We start from the raw sequence: 18,578 nt of genomic DNA on the forward strand, positions 1-18,578 counted from the left end.
GGAATTTGGTCGTATTTGAAACCGGAGGTGCGAATTACCCGCTACCCGCCGGCAGGCGGGCCCACCTGCGAGGCGATCACTCCGGCCATCGCATCGAGCAGCTCGCCGCTGCCGGCAGCCAGCGCTCCATGCCTGACGATCTCGCCGGCAAACGGAGGATGCTTGCCGGTTTCGTCGAGCAGCCGCCCTCCTGCCTCGCTGAGGATCAGGTCGGCGGCGGCGAGGTCCCAGTCATGCGAATTCGGCTTGACGAAGGTGGCGTCCAGGCTGCCGTCGGCGATCATGGCGAGGCGATAGGCGAGCGAGGGGATGTAGCTTCGCCGCTCCAGCCGGTTGAGCCACTGCTCCGGCATTGTGTCCACCAGCGCCTTCGGGCCGCCGATCTCCAGCCTGTCGCCAGGCCGACGCACGCGGATGCGAGCCGCATTGCGCCAGGCGCCCTCGCCCGGCAGCGCCCAGTAGGTCTGCCTGCGCGCCGGGCATTCCAGCACGCCGGCCACCGAGCGCCCGCGCTCGACCACCGCCACGCTGACGCACCAGACGTCCCCGCCTTCGAGGAACGCCCGCGTTCCGTCGATCGGATCGACCACGAAGGTGCGCCGCGCGCTCAAGCGCGCCGCCGAGTCGGCGGTCTCTTCTGATAGCCAGCCATAGTCCGGTCGGGCCGCAAGCAGCGTCTCGCGCAGAAAACGGTCGACCGCGTAGTCGGCCTCGCTGACCGGCGAGCTGCCGGCCTTCATCCAGACTTCCGGCTTCTGCCGGAAGTAACGCATGGCGATCCGCCCGCCCTCGCGCGCGGCGTCGCGCAGCAGGTCGAGGTCGGCCCGCAGGCCTGTGTCTGCTTCTGGTGTCTCAACTGCCGGCAAGAGTCATGCCTTCGATGAGAAGCGTCGGCGCGGCGGTGCCGTAGTTGCGGTCGAGATCGCTGGCTGGCTCCATGCGCAGGAACATGTCCTTGAGGTTGGAGGCAATCGTCACTTCGGACACGGGATAGGTGAGCTCTCCGTTCTCGATCCAGAAGCCGGAGGCGCCGCGGCTGTATTCCCCGGTCACCATGTCGACGCCCTGGCCGAACACCTCGGTCACGTAGAAGCCGGTCTTCAGCGCGCGGATCAGCGCCTCGGGGGTCTCCTCGCCCGGTTCGATCGACAGGTTGGTGGAGGACGGCGACACCGAGGAGCCGCCGCGCGCGCCGCGCCCGTTGGTGGTCAGGCCAAGCTCGCGCGCCGCCGAAGTCGACAGGAACCAGTGGTTCAGCACACCTTTGTCGACCATCGTCAGCGTCGGTCCGTCCACGCCCTCGCCGTCGAAGGGCCGCGACGCCTGGCCGCGCCGGCGCGCCGGCTCGTCGATCACGGTGATCGCGCTTGAAGCCACCTGCTTGCCCATCATGTCGCGCAGAAAACTGGTCTTGCGCGCCACGGAGGCGCCGTTGATGGCGCCGGCCAGATGTCCGGCAATGCCGCGCGCAACGCGCGGATCGAACACGACGGTAACCTCGCCGGTCGCGGCCTTGCGCGGGTTCAACCGCCGCACCGCGCGGTCGCCGGCGCTGCGGCCGATCGCTTCCGGCGTGTCGAGATCGGAAAAATGCAGGCGCGACGAAAAATCGTAATCGCGCTCCATGCGCGTGCCTTCGCCGGCGATCACGCTGGCCGAACGCGAGAAGCGGGTGCCGACATACTGGCCCAGAAAGCCGTGCGACGTCGCCAGCACCAGTCCGCCGAGACCGGCGCTGGCGCCGCTGCCGCTGGAATTGGTGACGCCGGCCACCGCCAGCGCCGCTTCCTCGGCGGCGAGCGCGTCCTCCTTCAGCCGGTCGGCCGAGACGACGGTCTGGTCGTAAAGGTCGAGGTCGCGTACCGACTTCGCCAGAAGTGCGGCGTCGGCAAGCCCCTGATACGGGTCCTCCGGCGAAACCTTCGCCATTGCCACCGCTCGCTCGGCCAGAACTTTCGGATCGGAAGCCGCCGTCGCCGAAACGCTTGCGACGCGCCGGCCGACGAAAACCCGCAGCGAGACGTCGTCGCCTTCCGAGGCGTTCGTCGACTCGACCTTGCCGAGGCGCACCGACACGCTGGTCGAGCGGCCGCGCACCGCGACCGCGTCGGCCGCATCCGCTCCTGCCGCCTTTGCGGCCTCGACAAGGGCCGAGACTCGGTCGATCAGGCTGGCGGCTTCTAGGGTTGCGTCCATTCGGCTATCCGGCTCATGCGTTTTATGCTGCACCATCTATTGTTCCGCCCCGGCTTGTGCAATGGCTTGCGGCAGCACGCCGCCCCTGCCGGCGCGGCAGCCACGCCCTCGGAACGAATTCGATGACACCCTTTCACCTTGCTTTCCCTGTCCGCGACCTCGACGAGACGCGCGCCTTCTACGGCGACGTGCTCGGCTGCGCCATCGGACGCTCGTCCGAAACCTGGGTCGACTTCGACCTTTACGGCCACCAGATGTCGGCGCATTTGCGGCCGTCGCTCACGAAGGCCGATGCCGACGGCAAGGTCGACGGCAAACTCGTGCCGATCCCGCATTTCGGGGCGGTGCTGCTGATGGACGCCTGGCAGGCGCTGGCGGAACGGCTTGAGGCGGCGCCCGGCGTCGACTGGATCGAGCGGCCAATGATCCGCTTTGCCGGCGAACCGGGCGAGCAGGCGACGCTGTTCATCCGCGACCCTTCGGGCAACGCGCTCGAATTCAAGGGCTTTCGCTCGCTCGAACAGGTTTTCGCGCACTAAAGTCTAACAACCGTCGCGACGGCGCAGCGCCGAGACGAAAGCGGACAGGTCGATGCCGGCTCCCGTCGCAATATTCACCACCGGCTCGACGCTGCGGCACGTCATCGTCATGGCGGGAACCGGCTCGGTCGGCCTGATCTCCATCTTCATCGTCGACGCTCTCAACCTTTTCTACATCTCGATGCTCGGCATCGAGGAACTGGCGGCGGCGGTGGGTTTCGCCTCCACGCTGCTGTTCTTCACCATCTCCGTCGCGATCGGCTTCACCATCGCCTGCGGCGCGCTGGTGTCGCGCTGCCTCGGCCGGGGGAACCGCGAGGAAGCGGCGCGCATGGGTGGCGCCTCGCTCGTCTTCATGGCCGCAACCACGCTGCTGATGACGGTGCTCATCTGGCCGTTCCTGCGCGATCTCACCTGGCTGATGGGCGCGCGCGGCGAGACGCTGGAGCTTTCGACCCGCTTCCTGCAGATCGTCTTTCCGTCCACGCCAATCGTTGCGCTCGGCATGTGCACCACCGGCATCCTACGCGGCGCCGCGGACGCCCGGAGGGCCATGTATGTGACTCTGGGCAGCGGGCTGGCCGCCGCCGTTCTGGATCCCATCTTCATCTTCGCGCTCGGCCTCGGGCTCGACGGCGCGGCGATCTCGACGGTGCTGGCGCGTTTCGTCATGCTCGCCATCGGCCTCCACGGCGCCCATGTCGTCCACCGGCTGGTCCGCCTGCCGGACCGCACCCGGCTGATCGAGGCGGCGCGGCCGTTCTTCTCGATCGGCTTTCCAGCGGTGGTGACCCAGATCGCGACGCCGGTCGGCAACACCTTCGTCACCATCGAGATGGCGACTTTCGGCGACCAGGCGGTGGCGGGCTGGGCGATCATCGGGCGCATCCTGCCGGTCGCCTTCGGCGTCGTATTCGCGCTGTCCGGCGCGGTCGGCCCGATCCTCGGCCAGAACTTCGGAGCGCGCAAATACGACCGGCTGGTTTCGACCATGCGCGACAGCCTGATCGTCACCATCGTCTATGTCGCCGTAATGTGGGCGCTGCTGGCGATCTTCGCGGAACCGATCGCCAGCCTGTTCGGCGCGCATGGCCTGTCCCGCGACCTGGTCGTCTTCTTCTGCCGCTTTGCCGCCGGCAGCTTTCTGTTCACCGGCGCGATCTTCGTGGCAAGTGCGGCCTTCAACAATCTCGGCTATCCGACCTATTCGACCGTCTTCAACTGGGGCCGCTCGACGCTCGGCGTCATCCCCTTCGTCTGGGTCGGCGCCTCCCTCTACGGCGCGCACGGCGTCGTGGCCGGCTGGGGCCTCGGCGCTGTCGTCTTCGGCATCGCCTCGGTGGTCGTGTGTTTTCGCGTCATCCACAGGATCGGCGCCCAGGTACCCGATGAGGACGACGCGGCACGCGGTCTCGCGCCTCCTCCGGAAACCGGCGGCCGATAGATCCGGTAGACGGGAGACTTGCGAAGATCGTCGCAGGCACTTTTCCGACGATGGCAAAATTCTGCCAGACCACCGTCACGGTGTCAAGGATTATTTTCCTATTATCGGCGACCATCCGTCGACCGTCGAGACGAACGGCAAAAGCCGCGGGCGAAAGCCCGAACGGCGATTCTTGAGTCGTCAAACGGTGATTTCGAGGGGGTTGGAGAAGCCCAAAACGCCGAAATCAAACGGCGCATCCGTCAACTGATTGCTCTGGCTCGATTTTCCGGACTTCACGCGCCTTCTCGGCCGACGCATCAGGCCCGCCGCCTCTCGCGGTTGGCGATAGCCTCCTCGACCGCCCGCTTCAGTTCGTCCTTGATCGAAACCGTCTCGGCCAGCACCGACTCGATCTTCATGAAATCCAGCACACGGAACTGCGACACGGGCGGCCTGAGCAGGATATCCGGCTGCGCGTGCTCCAGCTTGCCGGCGATGATCGACTGCATCATCAATTGCGTGGCGCCGAACATCATGTCGATCGAGGTGAGCCGTGTCCGCCCCCCCTCTTCCGGCGCGCCGACCACGTCGATGGCAATGACGATGTCCGCCGATCCCGTGACGAGGTCGAACGGCACCGGATTGTAGATGCCGCCATCGATGTAAAGCACGCCGTCGCGCCGCACTGGGCTGAACACGGCGGGAATCGCCGCCGAGGCGCCCAGCGCGGAAAACAGGTCGCCCTCCTCGAACACCGCCAGCCTGTGCCCGTAAAAATCCGTTCCCGTGACCTTCAGCGGGACCTTCAGTTCCTCGAAGCGGTCGGGAATGGCGTCCGGCAGGAAGGCTTTGAGAATGCGCTCGATGTTGAACTGGGTGACGCGGATGCCGCCCTGCAGCGCCTCGGCGAAGGTGCCGGGGCGAGCCTTCCACATGCGGCTCACCACCTCGGCGCGGCGGCTGAGGATCGAGCCTGCATAATGATGGATGTCGCGGCCGGACATGCCGGCCGCCATGCCAGCGCCCATGATGGCGCCGATGGAGGAGCCCGAGATCGCCACGGGCCGGATGCCCAGTTCGTCGAGCGCCTCGACGACGTGGATATGCGCGAGGCCGCGCGCTCCTCCCCCGCCGAAGGCGACCGCGAATGTCGGGCTCATCAGTTTCCGGCCTCTCCCTTGTCTTCAGCCGGGCCGACGATCAGCACTGCCGGCTCGACGCTGAGCAGTTTCTTCGCCACCGCCTTCGCCTGGTCGACCGTGACGGCATTGATGAAGTCGGCGCGGCGCTCGAAATAGTCGGCGCCCAGCCCGACATTCTGCAATTCGACCAGCGTCGAGGCAATGGAACTGGATGAATCGAGATTGTTGATGGCGTAGGCGCCGATCATGTATTTCTTGGCCGCCGCCAGTTCCTGCTCCGTCGGCCCGTTCTCGGCCATCTCTTTGACCACCTCGCGAATGATGCCGAGCGTTTCGCTGCCCTTGCCGGCGCGCGTCGATGTGCCGACGGTCAGCGCATTGGCGTGCTCGTAATTCACGATCGATGAATCGATTCCGTAGGTTAGGCCGCGTTTTTCACGCACTTCCTTGAACAGCCGCGAGGTGAAGGAGCCGCCGCCGAGGATGTGGTTCATCACCACCGCCGGGAAGAAATCCGCGTCCTTGCGGGCCACCCCCGGATAGGTGAGATGCAGCCCAGTCTGGGGCAGCGGATAGTCGTAGCGCACCACCTGGCCGAGCTTCGGCGCGATGTCGGCCACCGGCGTCAACGCCGGCTTTTCCGGCAGGCCGCCGAACAGCTTGTCGAGGTCGCGCTTCAGCGTTTCGGCGTCGATCGCGCCGACCACGGCGACGTGCAGTTGCTCGCGGGCTAACAGCGCCTTGTGGAAGGCGCGCAGGTCGTCCGCCGTGATGGTCTTCAGCGACTCCTCCGTGCCCTCGTCCGGTCGCGAATAGGGATGGTCGCCATAGATCGCCTTGAGCCAGCGGCGCGTCGCCTCGGTCTGCGGGTCCTTGGCCTGCGACTGGATGCCGGAAATGATCTGGTTGCGGATACGGTCGACCGGCGCCTGGTCGAAGCGCGGCTGGGTGATCGCCAGCCGCATAAGCTCCAGCGCCTCGTCCTTCTGGTCGGCCAGCATGCGCATGGCCCCGTAGATGTTGTCGCGGCTGGCGTTGAAGCGCATCTCAGCGCCGGCATCGTCCAGGCGCGTCTGGAAGGCGTCGCTGTCAAGGTCGCCGGCGCCCTCGTCGAACAGGCCGGTGATCAGGTTGGCCATGCCTTCCTTGCCTGGCGGGTCCTGCGTCTCGCCGCCTGCGAAGGAGAAGCGCAGCGAGACGATCGGCACCGAATAGTCCTCGACCAGCCAGGCTGTGATGCCGCCCGGCGATGTGACTTCCTGAATCTTTACGGCTGCTTGCGCTGGAAAGCTGACAATCAACAACAGCAGGCTGAGCGCCTTGGCTGCACTACCAATATGGGTCGCGGCGTGGTTTCGCATTATGCTTCCGAAGATCATGCTCGTTCCCGCCCGGATCAATTGGAGGTTTCCTGCGACGGCAGCAGATAGGCCGTCACGGACTGATGCGGCTTGAGATATTTGACGGCCACCGCCTTGACCTGGTCGGCGGTCACGGACTTGATCCGGTCCGGCCACGCCTGCACGTCCTTGACGGTGCTGCCGGTGGTCAGCGCCGAGCCGTACATGTTGGCTAGGCTGGACGGGCTGTCCTGGGCGAAGACCATGCTGCGCACCAGCCGGTTCTTGGCCTTCTCCAACTCATCCGCGCCGATGCCGTCGCGCTGGACGCGAGCGATTTCGGCATCCACCTCGTTCTCCAGCTTCTGCAGACCGTCGGAGCCGCGCGGCGAGCCGTAGACGGTGAAGCTGGTCTCATCGAGCGCGGTGCCGTCGTAATAGGCCCCGCTGCCGGCCGCGATGCCGTCCTTGACCACAAGCTGCTGGTAGAGCCGGCTGCGCGTGCCGCCGCCAAGTATCTCGGACAGCAGGTCGAGCGCCTCGGCCTCGCCCGGCTCGGCGGTGCGGTAGGATGGCGCCAGCCAGTATTTGGCGAAGCTCGGTATCGTGACGCGGGCGTCCACCATCGTCACCGTGCGGCCGGTGTTCTGCTCCGGCTCGGTCGGCCGGATGCGGGGCGGCAGGTCGGGACCGCGCGCCACCTTGCCATAGGTTTCCTCGGCCAGCTTGCGTACCTGGTCGGCCTCGACGTCGCCGGCCACCACCAGCACGGCGTTGTTCGGACGGTAATACTGGTTGTAGAAGGCGACCGCGTCGTCGCGGTTCAGCTTTTCCATCTCGTGCATCCAGCCGATCACCGGCACCCGGTAGGGGTGGTTCTGGTAGAGCGTCGCCTGCACCTCTTCCGACAGCAGCGATTCCGGATCGCCCTCGATGCGCGACCGGCGCTCCTCCAGCACCACGTCGCGCTCCGGCCCGATCACCGCGTCGGTGAGGATCAGGTTGCGCATGCGGTCGGCTTCCAGCGCCATCATCGTGCCCAGCGCGTCCGGCGGGATCGTCTCGTGATAGGTGGTGTAGTCGTAGGAGGTGAAGGCGTTCTCGCTGCCCCCGATGGCGGCAACCGCCGCGTCGAACTCGCCCGGCTTGTGGTTGGTCGTGCCTTTAAACATCAGGTGCTCGAAGAAATGCGCGATGCCGGATTTTCCGGGCGGCTCGTCAGCGCTGCCGACCTTGTACCAGACCATATGCGTGACGATCGGCGCGCGGTGATCCGGGATCACCACCACCTCCATGCCGTTGTCGAGCAGAAAATTCTCGACCGGCTCCCGCTTTCCCTTTGCATCCGCGAAAGCGGCGGCGGGGACCGACACGATCATCAGGCCGAGGAACGCGGCACGAAAAAACTGGCGGACCGTCTTGGCTTCGAGATTCATGCGGGCTCCTCGGCGGGGTTCGGTCCGGCCTTATATGGGCCGCCGACGCAAGGCGGAAAGTGAATTGTTCGTCATGTTGGGCGCAGAGCAGGGCCGAATTCAGGCGGATCGAGGCCGCGAACTCACGCGACCTGAAGGAACCGGATCACGGTTTCGCCGTAAGAACGCTCGTCGAGCAGCTCAAAACCTTCGACAGGTCCGAAGCCCGTGGAGGCCGCTTCCTCGACCAAGCACAGGGCGCGCGGCGCCAGCCAGCCGCCGGCGAGAGCCGACGCGAGCGCCTGCTCTCCCAAGCCCCTTGCATAAGGCGGATCGGCGAAGACCAGGCCGAAGGGCTGGATGTTGCCCGCCTCGCCCAGCCTCGTCGCGTCGCGCCGAAAAATCTTGGTGCGCCCGGTCAGGCCGAACGCCTCGACATTGGTGCGGATCAGGCCCCTGCCCTCCGCCGATTCCTCGATGAACATGCAGAAAGCGGCGCCGCGCGACAGCGCCTCGAGGCCCAGCGCGCCGGTGCCGGCGAACAGGTCGAGCACGCGCGCACCGGCAAGCCGCTCGCCGAAACGGTGGGCGACGACGTTGAACACCGACTCGCGCGCACGGTCGGTGGTCGGGCGGATATCCTGCGAGCGCGGCGTCGCCAGCGGCCGGCCGCGAAATTCTCCCCCGACGATGCGCATGCGCGACTACTCGTCGTCGCGCGGCTTGCGCGGCCGCACCGGTCGATCGCCCGGACCGCCTTTGCCGTCCCGGCCCTCGCCGCGTGGCTTGCCGAAGGGTTTTGCGCCGCCGGGCTTGCCGTAGGCCGGCTTGCGGCTTTTCTTGGCCTCCTCGGCTGCAGCTTTTTCGGCGGCCAGCCGCCCGGCGCCTTGCGGCCGCGACCCTGGAGCCATCCAGACATTCGCCTTGCGCTGCCCCGGCGGCTCGACCGGACGCTGCTCGCGCTCGCCGAATTTTTTCCCGCGCGGCGGACGATCCCCGGCGTCAGGTTTCGCGCCACGCTCGAAACGTCCGCCGCCGGTTCCGCGCCCTGGCTTGTCGCCGAATCCGCCTCGATCGGGCTTGGTCGACAACCTGCCCAGCGCGTCCTCGCGAATGCGGTCCTTGCTGCGTCCGCGCGCCTTGATCAGGCCGCCCTCGCCGACCGCGAGGGGCCGGGGCGTGCGGTGCGGCTCGGACTCCGGTCGCTCCTCGCGGGACTTCGGCTTGTTGGAGAACGGCTTTACGATATCGGCCTCGAAATTCGCACCGGATTCCTCGATCAGACGCTCGCCGAGCTGGTCGCGCAGCATCCTGCCCTTCAGCTCCTGAACATGGCCTTCCGGCAGTTCGCCGAGCTGGAACGGGCCGAAGGAAATGCGGATCAGCCGCGTCACGTCGAGACCGAGCGCGCCAAGAATGTTCTTGACCTCGCGGTTCTTTCCTTCGCGCAGGCCAATCGTCAGCCAGGCGTTGGTGCCCTGCTCGCGGTCGAGCGACGCCTCGATCGAGCCGTAGAACACGCCGTCGACCGCGATGCCGTCCTTCAGCGCCGCCAAGGCGCTTTCCTCGACCTTGCCATGAACGCGCGCCCGGTAGCGGCGCAGCCAGCCGGTCGCCGGCAGTTCCAGCGTGCGCGCCAGCCCGCCATCGTTGGTGAGCAGCAGCAGGCCCTCGGTGTTGATGTCGAGCCGCCCGACGGTGATCAGCCTGGGCAGATCGGCCGGCAGCACGTCGAACACCGTGCGGCGGCCTTCCGGATCGCGATTGGTGGTCACCACGCCGGCCGGCTTGTGGAAAAGGAAAAGCCTTGTACGCTCGATCGGCGGCAGCAGGTTGCCGTCGAGTTCGATCACGTCTTCGGCCGTCACATTGACCGCCGGGCTTGCCAGGACCTTGCCGTTGACCCGAACCCGACCCGCGGCGATCAGGTCCTCGGCGTCGCGCCGCGAGGCAATGCCGACCCGCGCCAGGCGCTTGGCGATGCGCTCGCCGCCCTCTTCCGCGGAGATCGGCGCGCGGGAAAACGGCTTGCGCTCGCCGGAAGGCCGCGAAGGCCCGGCGTCCCGTTTCTCAAACGGTTTTCGCGGCGAACGCTGTCCGTCGCCGTCCCTGTCGAAACGGCGCGGGCGGTCACCTTGTTCGCGCGGGCGGTCTTCACGCTCGAACCTGCGCACCGTACGATCCCCCTCCCCGGAGTCCGGGCGGCGCTTGGTGAAAGGCCTGTCTCCCGCATCGGAGCGCGACGGCCGCTCGGGGCGCGCCGCGGTATCGTCCCTGCGTGACAGCGAGCGTTCATGGCGGCCCGGCCGCGAGTCGCCATCGCCACGCGGCGTGAACGATCTTTCCTCGCGCTGCTTGAACGGCCTGTCCTCGCGGGGTGAAAAACTCTTGCCTTCCGGACGGGGTCGGTAGGGTTTTGCGGCGCGTTCGCCAGAGGCCTCACCACCGTCGTCGCGCGGTTTGAACGATCTGTCCTCGCGCGGCTTGAACGGCCTGCTCCCGTCGCGCGGCGCAAACGGTTTGTCACCGCGCGGCTTGAATGGCCGGCCCTCTCCGCGAGGCTCGTCGCTGCGGCGGAACGACTTCGCCGGACGCTCCCCCGCATCGTCGCCTTCGCGACGGCGGAACGGCTTTTCGCGAGCTTGGCGCTCGCCCGAGGCCGTATCACCGGAGAACCGAGCTTTCGCGGCCGGCCGATCGCCGTCGCGGAACGGCTTGCCGCCCTTGGCCGCGAAACCGCCACTTTTGCCGCCGAATTTCTTCTCTCCGAACGTCTTCTTTCCGCCGAATCCAGGCTTGTCGCCCTTGGCGCGAAATCCCGGCTTGCCGCCTTTCGGGCCAGTTCCGCCGGTGCGGTTGCCGGTTTTGCGGTCGCCGGGCGCGCGCGCGCTCCTGCCGGAAGGTTTTTTCGGTTCGTCGTCCATGGGCCTTTGCCTTTCAGGGCGCGGTGTAGCAGTAACGTTCCGGACGCGCGAGGGAAATGTCTGCATGGTTCCCCCCTTGAAACGCCCGGATTTCATGAGTTTGGCGCTTGCCGAAGCCGAGGCCGCGGCGGCGCGTGGAGAGGTGCCGGTCGGCGCCGTGCTCGTGCGCGGCGACGAGATGCTTGCCTGCGTCGGCAATCGCACCCGCGAGCTGAAAGACGCGACAGCGCATGCCGAGATGCTGGCTATCCGCGAGGCGTCCGGAAAACTCGACGCCGAGCGGCTGACCGACTGCGATCTCTATGTCACGCTGGAACCCTGCGCCATGTGCGCGGCGGCGATCTCATTCGCGCGGATCCGGCGCCTCTATTTCGGCGCCGTCGACGAGAAAGGCGGCGCCGTCGTCAGCGGGCCGCGTTTCTACGCCTCACCGACCTGCCACCACACGCCCGAAGTCTATCCAGGCATTGGCGAACGCCCCGCTGCGGAAATGCTGAAACGCTTTTTCCGGAACCGCCGCGATCCGTAGGAATTCTTGGGGACCGCGGTCTCGTCCCGCTTACCAGGGCAGGACGTCGGCCCAGCTCTTGTCGCTCTTCTTGCGCGCCTCGGCCTTCAGGCGACGCTCTTTCCTGAGCTCGTCCTCGCCGAGTTCGCCAACCGGCGCACCGGTCGCCGCCTGCCGGTAGTCGAGCGGCGGCTCGCTGAGGAATTTGCGGACTTCCGGATTGCCCTGGCGCTGTTCGGCCAGCTTCTTGCGGAACGCCTCACTCTGGGCGTTCGTCGCCACCAGGCCGACCGGCTGCACGCCGGTCTCCAGGTGGCGTGTGTTCATGACCGGGTTCTTTTCGGCTTTCGCCGCGGTCGCTCTCGCCAGATCGGGCTCGATGCTCGGGCTCCAGTTCGGATCGTCGCGGTTCGCGTCGGCATCGGCACGCAGCCGCGCCCGCTTTTCTTCCGGCGATTCCACCCAGGCGGGATTGTCGGCCGAGGCGACGCTTTCCTGCGGCGCCGGCAGCGCTGCGGCGGAACCCTTGACGGGCTTCACCAACTCGGGGCGCGGCTTGTAGTCGATCGGCGGACGTTCCTTGGGGGCGAGCGCCAGGATGTTGCTGACGTCGCCAAGGAGCTGCTCGCTCGATGTCTTGTCGGTGCCGTAGGTCGGCGAACTCATGCAGCCCGAGAGCGCAACGCCCACAACCGCCAGACCGGCAGCCATCGCTATGCCGGAACGGCGGTTTCCCGTCATGCCAAGAAGTGTCACGCGATAAGCCTCTTAAAGTCGCCCCGAATCCCCTTGTATGCGGATTGGCGGGCAAATCCGGCGATAGTTTGTCGCCGGATTGGTTAATTCTCTACCGTATGCGTTCACGCATAACAACGCATACGGCGATTTTCACGGCAATCTGCCCAGCTTTTGCAGTTCGCGCAGCGCCGCGGCGTCGCGCGCCGACACATCCGGGAACGCCGGATCGGAGCCGACATCGTCGGTATAGCGCCAGGAGCGCGCGCATTTCGTGCCCGACGCGAGTCGCGGCACGACCGCCACGCCGGCCACGTCGTCCAGCCGGAAGGCGTCCGCCGGCGCCTCGCCATCCGTGACGGCGATGGCGCTGGTAATCGCCACTTCCGCCATGTCGGCGTCGCTCACCGCGGCAAACAGGTCGGGATCCGCCACGAACACCTGAGGTGCCGCCTCCAGCGACGAGCCGATCACCTTCTTCGCCCGCTCGATCTCGAGCGCCGCCGTGACCACGCCGCGCACCTTCCGCACTTTTCGCCACTTTTCCGCCAGCGCGTCGTCGCGCCAGTCGGCAGGCACGTCTGGGAACTGCTCCAGATGGATCGAGCGCCGGTCCGGATAACGCTCCAGCCACGCCTCTTCCGTGGTGAAGGGCAGCATCGGCGCCAGCCACGTCGCCAGATGGTCGAACAGATGCCGTACCACCTGCACCGCTGCCAGCCGCCGCTTGCTCGACGGCGCGTCGCAGTAGAGCGCGTCCTTGCGGATATCGAAGTAAAACGCCGACAGATCGACCACCATGAAGTCCAGCAGCGATTTTGTGATGCGCTTGAAGTCGAAGGCGTCGTAGCCGCCGCGCACCACCTCGTCGAGCTCGGAGAGCCGGTGCAGCATCAGCCGCTCCAGCTCCGGCATCTCGGCCAGAGCCACATCCCTACCGTCGTCATGCGCCAGCGTGCCCAGCATCCAGCGGATGGTGTTGCGCAGTTTCCTGTAGGCATCGATGTTGGTCTGCAGCACGTTCTTGCCGAGCCGCTGGTCTTCCCAGTAGTCGGTGGTCATCACCCAGAGCCGCAGGATGTCGGCGCCGGATTGCTTCATCACGTCCTGCGGCACGACCGTATTGCCGAGCGACTTCGACATTTTCCGGCCTTCCTCATCCATGGTGAAACCATGGGTGACGACCGTGTCGTAAGGCGCCCTGCCCCGCGTCCCGCAGCTTTCGAGCAGCGAAGAGTGGAACCAGCCGCGATGCTGGTCCGAGCCTTCCAGATAGACGTCCGCCGGCCATTTCAGATCCGGCCGGTCCTCCAGCGTGAAGGTGTGGGTCGAGCCCGAATCAAACCAGACATCGAGGATGTCCTTGACCATCGTCCACGGTTCGTTGGCTTTCGGCCCGAGAAAGCGCTCTCGTGCTCCGTCCGCGAACCAGGCGTCGGCGCCTTCGGCCTCAAAGGCTTCGAGGATGCGCTGGTTGACCGCGTCGTCCTTCAGCACGTTGCCGTCTTCGTCGGCGAAGACGCAGATCGGCACGCCCCAGGCGCGCTGACGCGACAGAACCCAGTCGGGCCGTTCGGCGATCATCGCGCGCAGCCGCGTCTGGCCCGCCGCCGGCACAAAGCGCGTGGCGTCGATGGCGGCCAGGGCGCGGGAGCGGAGGGTGTCGGGCTTACCCTCCCCTTGAGGGGGAGGGTCGGCGCGAAGCGCCGGGGTGGGGTGAGAGCCAGTTACACCCCCACCCGCGCCGCTTCGCGTCGCGACCTCCCCCCTCGAGGGGGAGGTAAACCCACCCAGTTCCTTGTCCATATAGACGAACCACTGCGGCGTGTTGCGGAAGATCACCGGCTTCTTCGAGCGCCAGCTATGCGGGTACTGGTGCTTCAGCCGCCCGCGCGCGAACAGCATGTTGCGCTCGATCAGCGCGTCAATGACTGCCTTGTTGGCGTCGCCCTTCTTGCCGGAATCGTCGATGACGCGCGCCGCCCCGCCGGGACGGTCCGGGCCGAAGCCCGGCGCATCCTTGGTGAAGAAGCCGGCATCGTCGACCGTGAAGGGGATCGCGGTGTCGATGCCGCGCGCGGTCAGGTCTTTTCCGGCCGACATCCAGGCGTCGAAGTCTTCGCGACCGTGGCCGGGCGCGGTGTGGACGAAGCCCGTACCGGCATCCTCGGTGACGTGGCTACCGGCAAGCGTGGGGACGGCGAACTCATAGCCCCCGGCGAGACCCTTGAGCGGATGCGCAAGCGTCAGGGAGTCGAGCATCGCGCCCTCCACCTCGGAGATGCGCCTCAGCGTCAGCTTAGCCTTCTCGGCGCATTCCTGAGCGAGCCGGCTTGCGATTATCAGCTTCTCGCCGGGCCTCGGACCGAAATCATTCTCCGCCGTCTCAACCTCATAGAGGTTGTACAGCACATTCATGCGGGCAAACGCCACCGCGCGGTTACCCGGGATCGTCCAAGGCGTAGTGGTCCAGATCAGCACACTGGAATCGAGCAACTGCGGGACGAGCGCAAGCATGTCGTTTGTCAAGCCTTCGGCCTGCTCTGAGTAGGCGCCCTGTCCAACCTTGAAATGGTTTTCAAGCTCTTTGGTTTTGAGGTCCCTTAGCCCAAGAAATTTCTCTTGATCGAAGGCGACCACCGGAAACTTCACCCAGACCGTATCGCTCTCGTAATCGGCATACTCGACCTCGGCCTCGGCCAGCGCGGTGCGCTCGACCACGCTCCACATCACCGGTTTCGAGCCGCGATAGAGCTGGCCGCTCAGGGCGAACTTCAAAAGCTCACCGGCGATGCGCGACTCCGCGTGGAAATTCATCGTCGTGTAGGGGTTCTTGAAGTCGCCGATCACGCCGAGCCGCTGGAACTCGGCGCCCTGCACGGTGATCCATTTTTCCGCATAGGCGCGACATTCCTGCCGGAAGGCGACCATGGCGGCGGGATCGGACAAGTCTGGCTTGGCCTTGCCCTTGGAGCGATAGTTCTCCTCCTCGATCTTCCACTCGATCGGCAGGCCGTGGCAGTCCCAGCCCGGCACGTAGTTGGAATCGTAGCCGCGCATCTGGAACGAGCGGGTGATCACGTCCTTCAGGATCTTGTTGAGCGCATGGCCGATATGGATGTTGCCGTTGGCATAGGGCGGGCCGTCATGCAGCACATATTTCGGCCGGCCGGCCGCGTCCTCGCGCAAGCGGGCATAAAGGTCCATCTCCTGCCAGCGCGCCACGATCTGCGGCTCCTTCTCCGGCAGGCCGGCGCGCATCGGAAAATCCGTCTGCGGCAGGTAGAGCGTCTTTGAATAGTCAAGTTTTTCGGTTGCGTCGGTCATCGTCTTGCCATTGTGGACTGCCCGGCCGGAAAGCCAGGGCGTTCAACTATCATGAACTGGGAAAAGCGCGAGTGCGCTCTGGGCAAAAATCTCCCGGGGCTTCCGGCGGCTCAGGCCGCCCGGAAGGCCGGGCACATAATTCGTATCGTGGTCGCAAAAAGTGCGCTCATGGTCGCCTCTTTAGCCGAGCGCGGCGCCAAGATAAAGGGCCGAGGCGCCCGGCCTGAATGACTGGCGGGTTTCCCAAGAGAAGCAACAGCCGACTTGAGTACGGGCCGACCTGTTCGAAACGCCTGCGATCGCACAACCGGGCGACAAGCTTTGGCTTCGATGAGTGCTGTCGAAAACGAACGAAACGAGGCCGACACAAGCTGCGTTCCCGGCGACGCGCCTTTGTTACAAAATCCACATATAATGATCTTCCTTCCACAATCGCAAGTCGACGCCAGATCACGGAGCGAGGTCGGACATGAGCGGGGACAGGACTCTTTCGGCGGCGGAAGGCAACAAGATCAGGCTGAGGCTGAACGAACTCGGCCTGTCGCTCGACGGGATGCGCTGGTGGATCACCGGCTATTCGCGCCACTATTACGGCTTCGAGTTCCATTGCGACCAATACGAGCGCCTGCTGACGAAGGCCGAACACAACACCCGGTTCCGCAAGCACAACGTCACGCTGCCCGACGCCGATCCGTGGCGCGATGCCGGGATCGACGCGTTCGGCTACAGCCAGACCCATAGCTACAACTATCTTCACCTCGACATCTCGACCAACAAGCTTGGGCTGTGCCGAGTCTACATCGCTCCCAGCAACTGGGGTCGCATGGGCGACCCGCAGGCCGGCCCGCCGAAATATCTGAGCAGCGACGTCTACCAGGCCATCGCGAAGCGCATGTCGGTGCTCGGGATCAAGCTGGAGGAATTCATCGACGGCGAGCCCGCGATCGGCGGCACGACGCTCGACGGGATCAACTTCAATCCGCGCAACTACAAGAAGTTCGCGCAGGCCGTCCGGGACGCCCAGAAGGCCAATGGAAAAAGTTTCATCGAGGGCAAGAAGCACGGCACGCCCGATGTGATCGACCTGTCCTTCCTCGCCACCAGCGGAACCGGGTTCCGTGAAATCCAATGGACCGACGGGCAATCGGCGACGCTCGACTTCAGCGCCTTGCATCTTGCCTTGTCGCCGGTCCGCTGCAACGTCCACATCGACGAGTTCGGGGTCGTCATCGGCGGACCGGACGGCATATCGCTGTCACCGAACGCCCTGCACCACATCGCCAACGAACTGATCCTGAAGACCATCATAAAGGAGTTCCTCTACGATAAGATCAAACTGCCCAAGTGGTTCATCGACCACCTGTTCGTCGAACTCCCGAACACGTCAGGCGGCTTCAATCGGGTCGGCTGGGGATTCGAGTTCCACCCCTGGAAATCGGTGCGGATAACGGCCGGGCACTCCTGCACGCTCAACGACGGGGTCGACTGCAAGAAGACCTTTACGTTCAGCAAGTCGTTCTGAAACGGTCGCACAGTTGAGGCCGGCCGCACGTCCGGAAGATCAAGGCACCGTGAAATCGAACCGGTAGGTGGTCGACAGGCCGACCATGAACTGGTCGACCGAACCGCGCTCCTTCACCAGCGAGGAGTCCGCAGCGGGCCCGAGCAGGCGTGCATATTCGCCGAACAGGCTGGCGGTGACCTTCTCGGTCGCCTTCCAGGTGATGGCGCCGCCGACGCCCGCCGATTTCAGCCCGCCGCCGGGATCGTATTCGGCCAGGCCGGACGCCGCGCTCTCCCCGGCGTCGACGCCATAATAGGTCTCGAAATAGTCGGCAGAGGCGAAGGAGAGCCTCGGCCCGCCCGAAACCCGGATCGCCTCGGTGACATCCTTGAAGGCGTCGACCGCGATGTCACCGGCCATGCCCTGATGCGCAAACACACCCTGCCGCAACTCGCCACGCACGCGCAGCCAGTCGGTTGGGTAGAACTCCGCAAAGGCGCCGAGTTCGGCGCCCCATTTCACGTCGCTGAGCCCGTCGAGTTCATCGGAATCATCGGAATCGCGGGGAAACACGATCTTGCCGACCGCACCTGCCCTGAAGGCGCCGGTATCCATGAAGGAGAGCGATATGTTGTCGTTGCGCGAGGTGAAGCGCGCCTCTGGCCCCGCCTTGCCGAGGGAAATCATCGGCGTGGCGCGAAAAACCATGTCGCTGGCGCCCTCGAACTCCGGCGCGGCAAAGCCCGCCGCGCCGACCGTCAGATACCAGTCGCCATGCACCCAGTCGAAGAAGCCGGATTTTTCCTCGGCTCCCGCCGGGGCGACGCCAAGAGCCGCCGCGGCCGCGAGCCCGAGAGCGACGATTCTTTTCGACATGGGAGATTCCGTCTCAGAAGGCAGTCTGAAGCGGTTTTCGGCCATGAGGGTAAAGTTTGACTTAAATGATGTGGATCGGCGTTTTGATCCTCAGCTCAGATTGAGCAAGGTGACGGAGGCGAGCGCCAGGCCTATGCCCACATATTGCAGGCTGGAGAGTTGTTCCTCGAACACCAGCACGCCGACCGCAACTGCCCCGATCACGATCAGCGTATTCACCAGGGCGCCGGCGACGGCGAGATCCATCCGCCTGTTTATGAAGGCAAAGACGAAATACGACAGCGGCGACAGAACTATGAAAGCAACCAGGCTTCTGGCGTTTCCAGTCTTTCCCCAATGCGCACTCAGACTGTCGCACAAGATGAACAGACCGGCGCAGGCCAGCATCAACGCCCATACAATGGCGATGTTCCTCATCCGTGGAGTAGACCACCTCATCGTACCCGGCACAAGCCGGCTTCAGCGCCGATATTCTTAACTTTATCGACCGGACGCTAGGCGACCATCGCGGTTTGTCTGTCGGCCGCCGCCTTTGCGCGGTTTTCGGCAGAATTCTCTTTAATTTTGAACGGCATCGTTTGCGCTTCTGGTGCTGGACGCCCGCGGCACGCAGGGTTAGCTTGGGCTTGGCGATATGCCGCAGCAT

At 65.5% G+C, this 18,578-nt stretch carries 15 protein-coding genes; 4 read left to right on the top strand and 11 right to left on the bottom strand.

The window, feature by feature from the left end; genetic code table 11:
- Positions 1 to 41: 41 nt before the first annotated feature.
- Both RB623_RS13420 and RB623_RS13425 read right to left on the bottom strand, forming a co-directional pair.
- Positions 42 to 866 (bottom strand): 3'(2'),5'-bisphosphate nucleotidase CysQ, encoded by an 825-nt coding sequence (locus RB623_RS13420; RefSeq protein WP_308057347.1) that lies wholly within the window; start codon positions 864 to 866, stop codon positions 42 to 44.
- Positions 853 to 2,196, bottom strand: coding sequence for a TldD/PmbA family protein (locus tag RB623_RS13425; protein WP_308057349.1), 1,344 nt, complete (start codon positions 2,194 to 2,196; stop codon positions 853 to 855). Before RB623_RS13425 ends, RB623_RS13420 begins: the two co-directional genes overlap by 14 nt.
- Positions 2,197 to 2,318: 122 nt before the next feature.
- Here RB623_RS13425 and RB623_RS13430 point away from each other — a divergent pair, with 122 nt between their 5' ends.
- Both RB623_RS13430 and RB623_RS13435 read left to right on the top strand, forming a co-directional pair.
- Positions 2,319 to 2,735, top strand: coding sequence for a VOC family protein (locus RB623_RS13430; RefSeq protein ID WP_308057350.1), 417 nt, complete (start codon positions 2,319 to 2,321; stop codon positions 2,733 to 2,735).
- 52 nt (positions 2,736 to 2,787) lie between these two features.
- The gene (locus RB623_RS13435; protein WP_308057351.1) at positions 2,788 to 4,179 is read left to right on the top strand and encodes an MATE family efflux transporter; all 1,392 of its coding nucleotides are present in this window, start codon (positions 2,788 to 2,790) and stop codon (positions 4,177 to 4,179) included.
- Positions 4,180 to 4,478: 299 nt separating this feature from the next.
- Here the strand turns inward: RB623_RS13435 and RB623_RS13440 are convergent, their stop codons facing one another.
- From RB623_RS13440 to RB623_RS13460, 5 genes are all read right to left on the bottom strand, one after another.
- Positions 4,479 to 5,321 carry a patatin-like phospholipase family protein gene (locus RB623_RS13440; RefSeq protein ID WP_308057352.1) on the bottom strand — a complete coding sequence of 281 codons (843 nt, stop codon included), beginning with the start codon at positions 5,319 to 5,321 and terminating at the stop codon, positions 4,479 to 4,481.
- Positions 5,321 to 6,664 carry a pitrilysin family protein gene (locus RB623_RS13445; RefSeq protein WP_308057353.1) on the bottom strand — a complete coding sequence of 448 codons (1,344 nt, stop codon included), beginning with the start codon at positions 6,662 to 6,664 and terminating at the stop codon, positions 5,321 to 5,323. The genes RB623_RS13440 and RB623_RS13445 overlap by 1 nt, the downstream gene beginning before the upstream one ends.
- A 35-nt stretch (positions 6,665 to 6,699) precedes the next feature.
- The gene (locus tag RB623_RS13450) at positions 6,700 to 8,022 is read right to left on the bottom strand and encodes a M16 family metallopeptidase (protein ID WP_374121674.1); all 1,323 of its coding nucleotides are present in this window, start codon (positions 8,020 to 8,022) and stop codon (positions 6,700 to 6,702) included.
- A gap of 179 nt (positions 8,023 to 8,201) precedes the next feature.
- Complete coding sequence (gene rsmD / locus RB623_RS13455) at positions 8,202 to 8,756, bottom strand: 16S rRNA (guanine(966)-N(2))-methyltransferase RsmD (protein ID WP_308057355.1); 555 nt, start codon at positions 8,754 to 8,756, stop codon at positions 8,202 to 8,204.
- 6 nt (positions 8,757 to 8,762) lie between these two features.
- Positions 8,763 to 10,982: a pseudouridine synthase gene (locus RB623_RS13460; RefSeq protein ID WP_308057356.1), complete on the bottom strand. Its 2,220-nt coding sequence runs from the start codon at positions 10,980 to 10,982 to the stop codon at positions 8,763 to 8,765.
- Positions 10,983 to 11,058: 76 nt separating this feature from the next.
- On the opposite strand from RB623_RS13460, the gene RB623_RS13465 reads away from it, so the two are divergent.
- Positions 11,059 to 11,511: a nucleoside deaminase gene (locus RB623_RS13465; protein WP_308057442.1), complete on the top strand. Its 453-nt coding sequence runs from the start codon at positions 11,059 to 11,061 to the stop codon at positions 11,509 to 11,511.
- Between the two features lie 30 nt (positions 11,512 to 11,541).
- On the opposite strand, the gene RB623_RS13470 is transcribed toward RB623_RS13465, so the two are convergent.
- Entirely contained in the window at positions 11,542 to 12,246 is a 705-nt protein-coding gene (locus tag RB623_RS13470; protein ID WP_308057357.1) for a hypothetical protein, read from the bottom strand.
- A 132-nt stretch (positions 12,247 to 12,378) separates the two neighbouring features.
- Positions 12,379 to 15,552 (bottom strand): isoleucine--tRNA ligase, encoded by a 3,174-nt coding sequence (gene ileS, locus RB623_RS13475; RefSeq protein ID WP_308057358.1) that lies wholly within the window; start codon positions 15,550 to 15,552, stop codon positions 12,379 to 12,381.
- Positions 15,553 to 16,021: 469 nt separating this feature from the next.
- On the opposite strand from ileS, the gene RB623_RS13480 reads away from it, so the two are divergent.
- Positions 16,022 to 17,074 (top strand): hypothetical protein, encoded by a 1,053-nt coding sequence (locus RB623_RS13480; protein WP_308057359.1) that lies wholly within the window; start codon positions 16,022 to 16,024, stop codon positions 17,072 to 17,074.
- Between the two features lie 39 nt (positions 17,075 to 17,113).
- On the opposite strand, the gene RB623_RS13485 is transcribed toward RB623_RS13480, so the two are convergent.
- On the bottom strand, positions 17,114 to 17,932 hold the full coding sequence (locus tag RB623_RS13485) for a MipA/OmpV family protein (RefSeq protein WP_308057360.1): 819 nt from the start codon (positions 17,930 to 17,932) through the stop codon (positions 17,114 to 17,116).
- Between the two features lie 90 nt (positions 17,933 to 18,022).
- Positions 18,023 to 18,349 carry a hypothetical protein gene (locus tag RB623_RS13490; protein ID WP_308057361.1) on the bottom strand — a complete coding sequence of 109 codons (327 nt, stop codon included), beginning with the start codon at positions 18,347 to 18,349 and terminating at the stop codon, positions 18,023 to 18,025.
- Positions 18,350 to 18,578: the final 229 nt, after the last annotated feature.

The sequence above is a fragment of the Mesorhizobium sp. LHD-90 genome (genome assembly GCF_030929505.1).
Taxonomy (GTDB): Bacteria; Pseudomonadota; Alphaproteobacteria; order Rhizobiales; family Rhizobiaceae; genus Kumtagia.

What these genes read in the sequence shown, in the direction of transcription:
- RB623_RS13425 (WP_308057349.1), bottom strand. Translation starts at nt 2,196, where the DNA reads ATGGACGCAACCCTAGAAGCCGCCAGCCTGATCGACCGAGTCTCGGCC.
- RB623_RS13430 (WP_308057350.1), top strand. Translation starts at nt 2,319, where the DNA reads ATGACACCCTTTCACCTTGCTTTCCCTGTCCGCGACCTCGACGAGACG.
- RB623_RS13435 (WP_308057351.1), top strand. Translation starts at nt 2,788, where the DNA reads ATGCCGGCTCCCGTCGCAATATTCACCACCGGCTCGACGCTGCGGCAC.
- RB623_RS13440 (WP_308057352.1), bottom strand. Translation starts at nt 5,321, where the DNA reads ATGAGCCCGACATTCGCGGTCGCCTTCGGCGGGGGAGGAGCGCGCGGC.
- RB623_RS13445 (WP_308057353.1), bottom strand. Translation starts at nt 6,664, where the DNA reads ATGCGAAACCACGCCGCGACCCATATTGGTAGTGCAGCCAAGGCGCTC.
- RB623_RS13450 (WP_374121674.1), bottom strand. Translation starts at nt 8,022, where the DNA reads ATGATCGTGTCGGTCCCCGCCGCCGCTTTCGCGGATGCAAAGGGAAAG.
- rsmD (WP_308057355.1), bottom strand. Translation starts at nt 8,756, where the DNA reads ATGCGCATCGTCGGGGGAGAATTTCGCGGCCGGCCGCTGGCGACGCCG.
- RB623_RS13460 (WP_308057356.1), bottom strand. Translation starts at nt 10,982, where the DNA reads ATGGACGACGAACCGAAAAAACCTTCCGGCAGGAGCGCGCGCGCGCCC.
- ileS (WP_308057358.1), bottom strand. Translation starts at nt 15,552, where the DNA reads ATGACCGACGCAACCGAAAAACTTGACTATTCAAAGACGCTCTACCTG.
- RB623_RS13480 (WP_308057359.1), top strand. Translation starts at nt 16,022, where the DNA reads ATGAGCGGGGACAGGACTCTTTCGGCGGCGGAAGGCAACAAGATCAGG.
- RB623_RS13485 (WP_308057360.1), bottom strand. Translation starts at nt 17,932, where the DNA reads ATGTCGAAAAGAATCGTCGCTCTCGGGCTCGCGGCCGCGGCGGCTCTT.
- RB623_RS13490 (WP_308057361.1), bottom strand. Translation starts at nt 18,349, where the DNA reads ATGAGGAACATCGCCATTGTATGGGCGTTGATGCTGGCCTGCGCCGGT.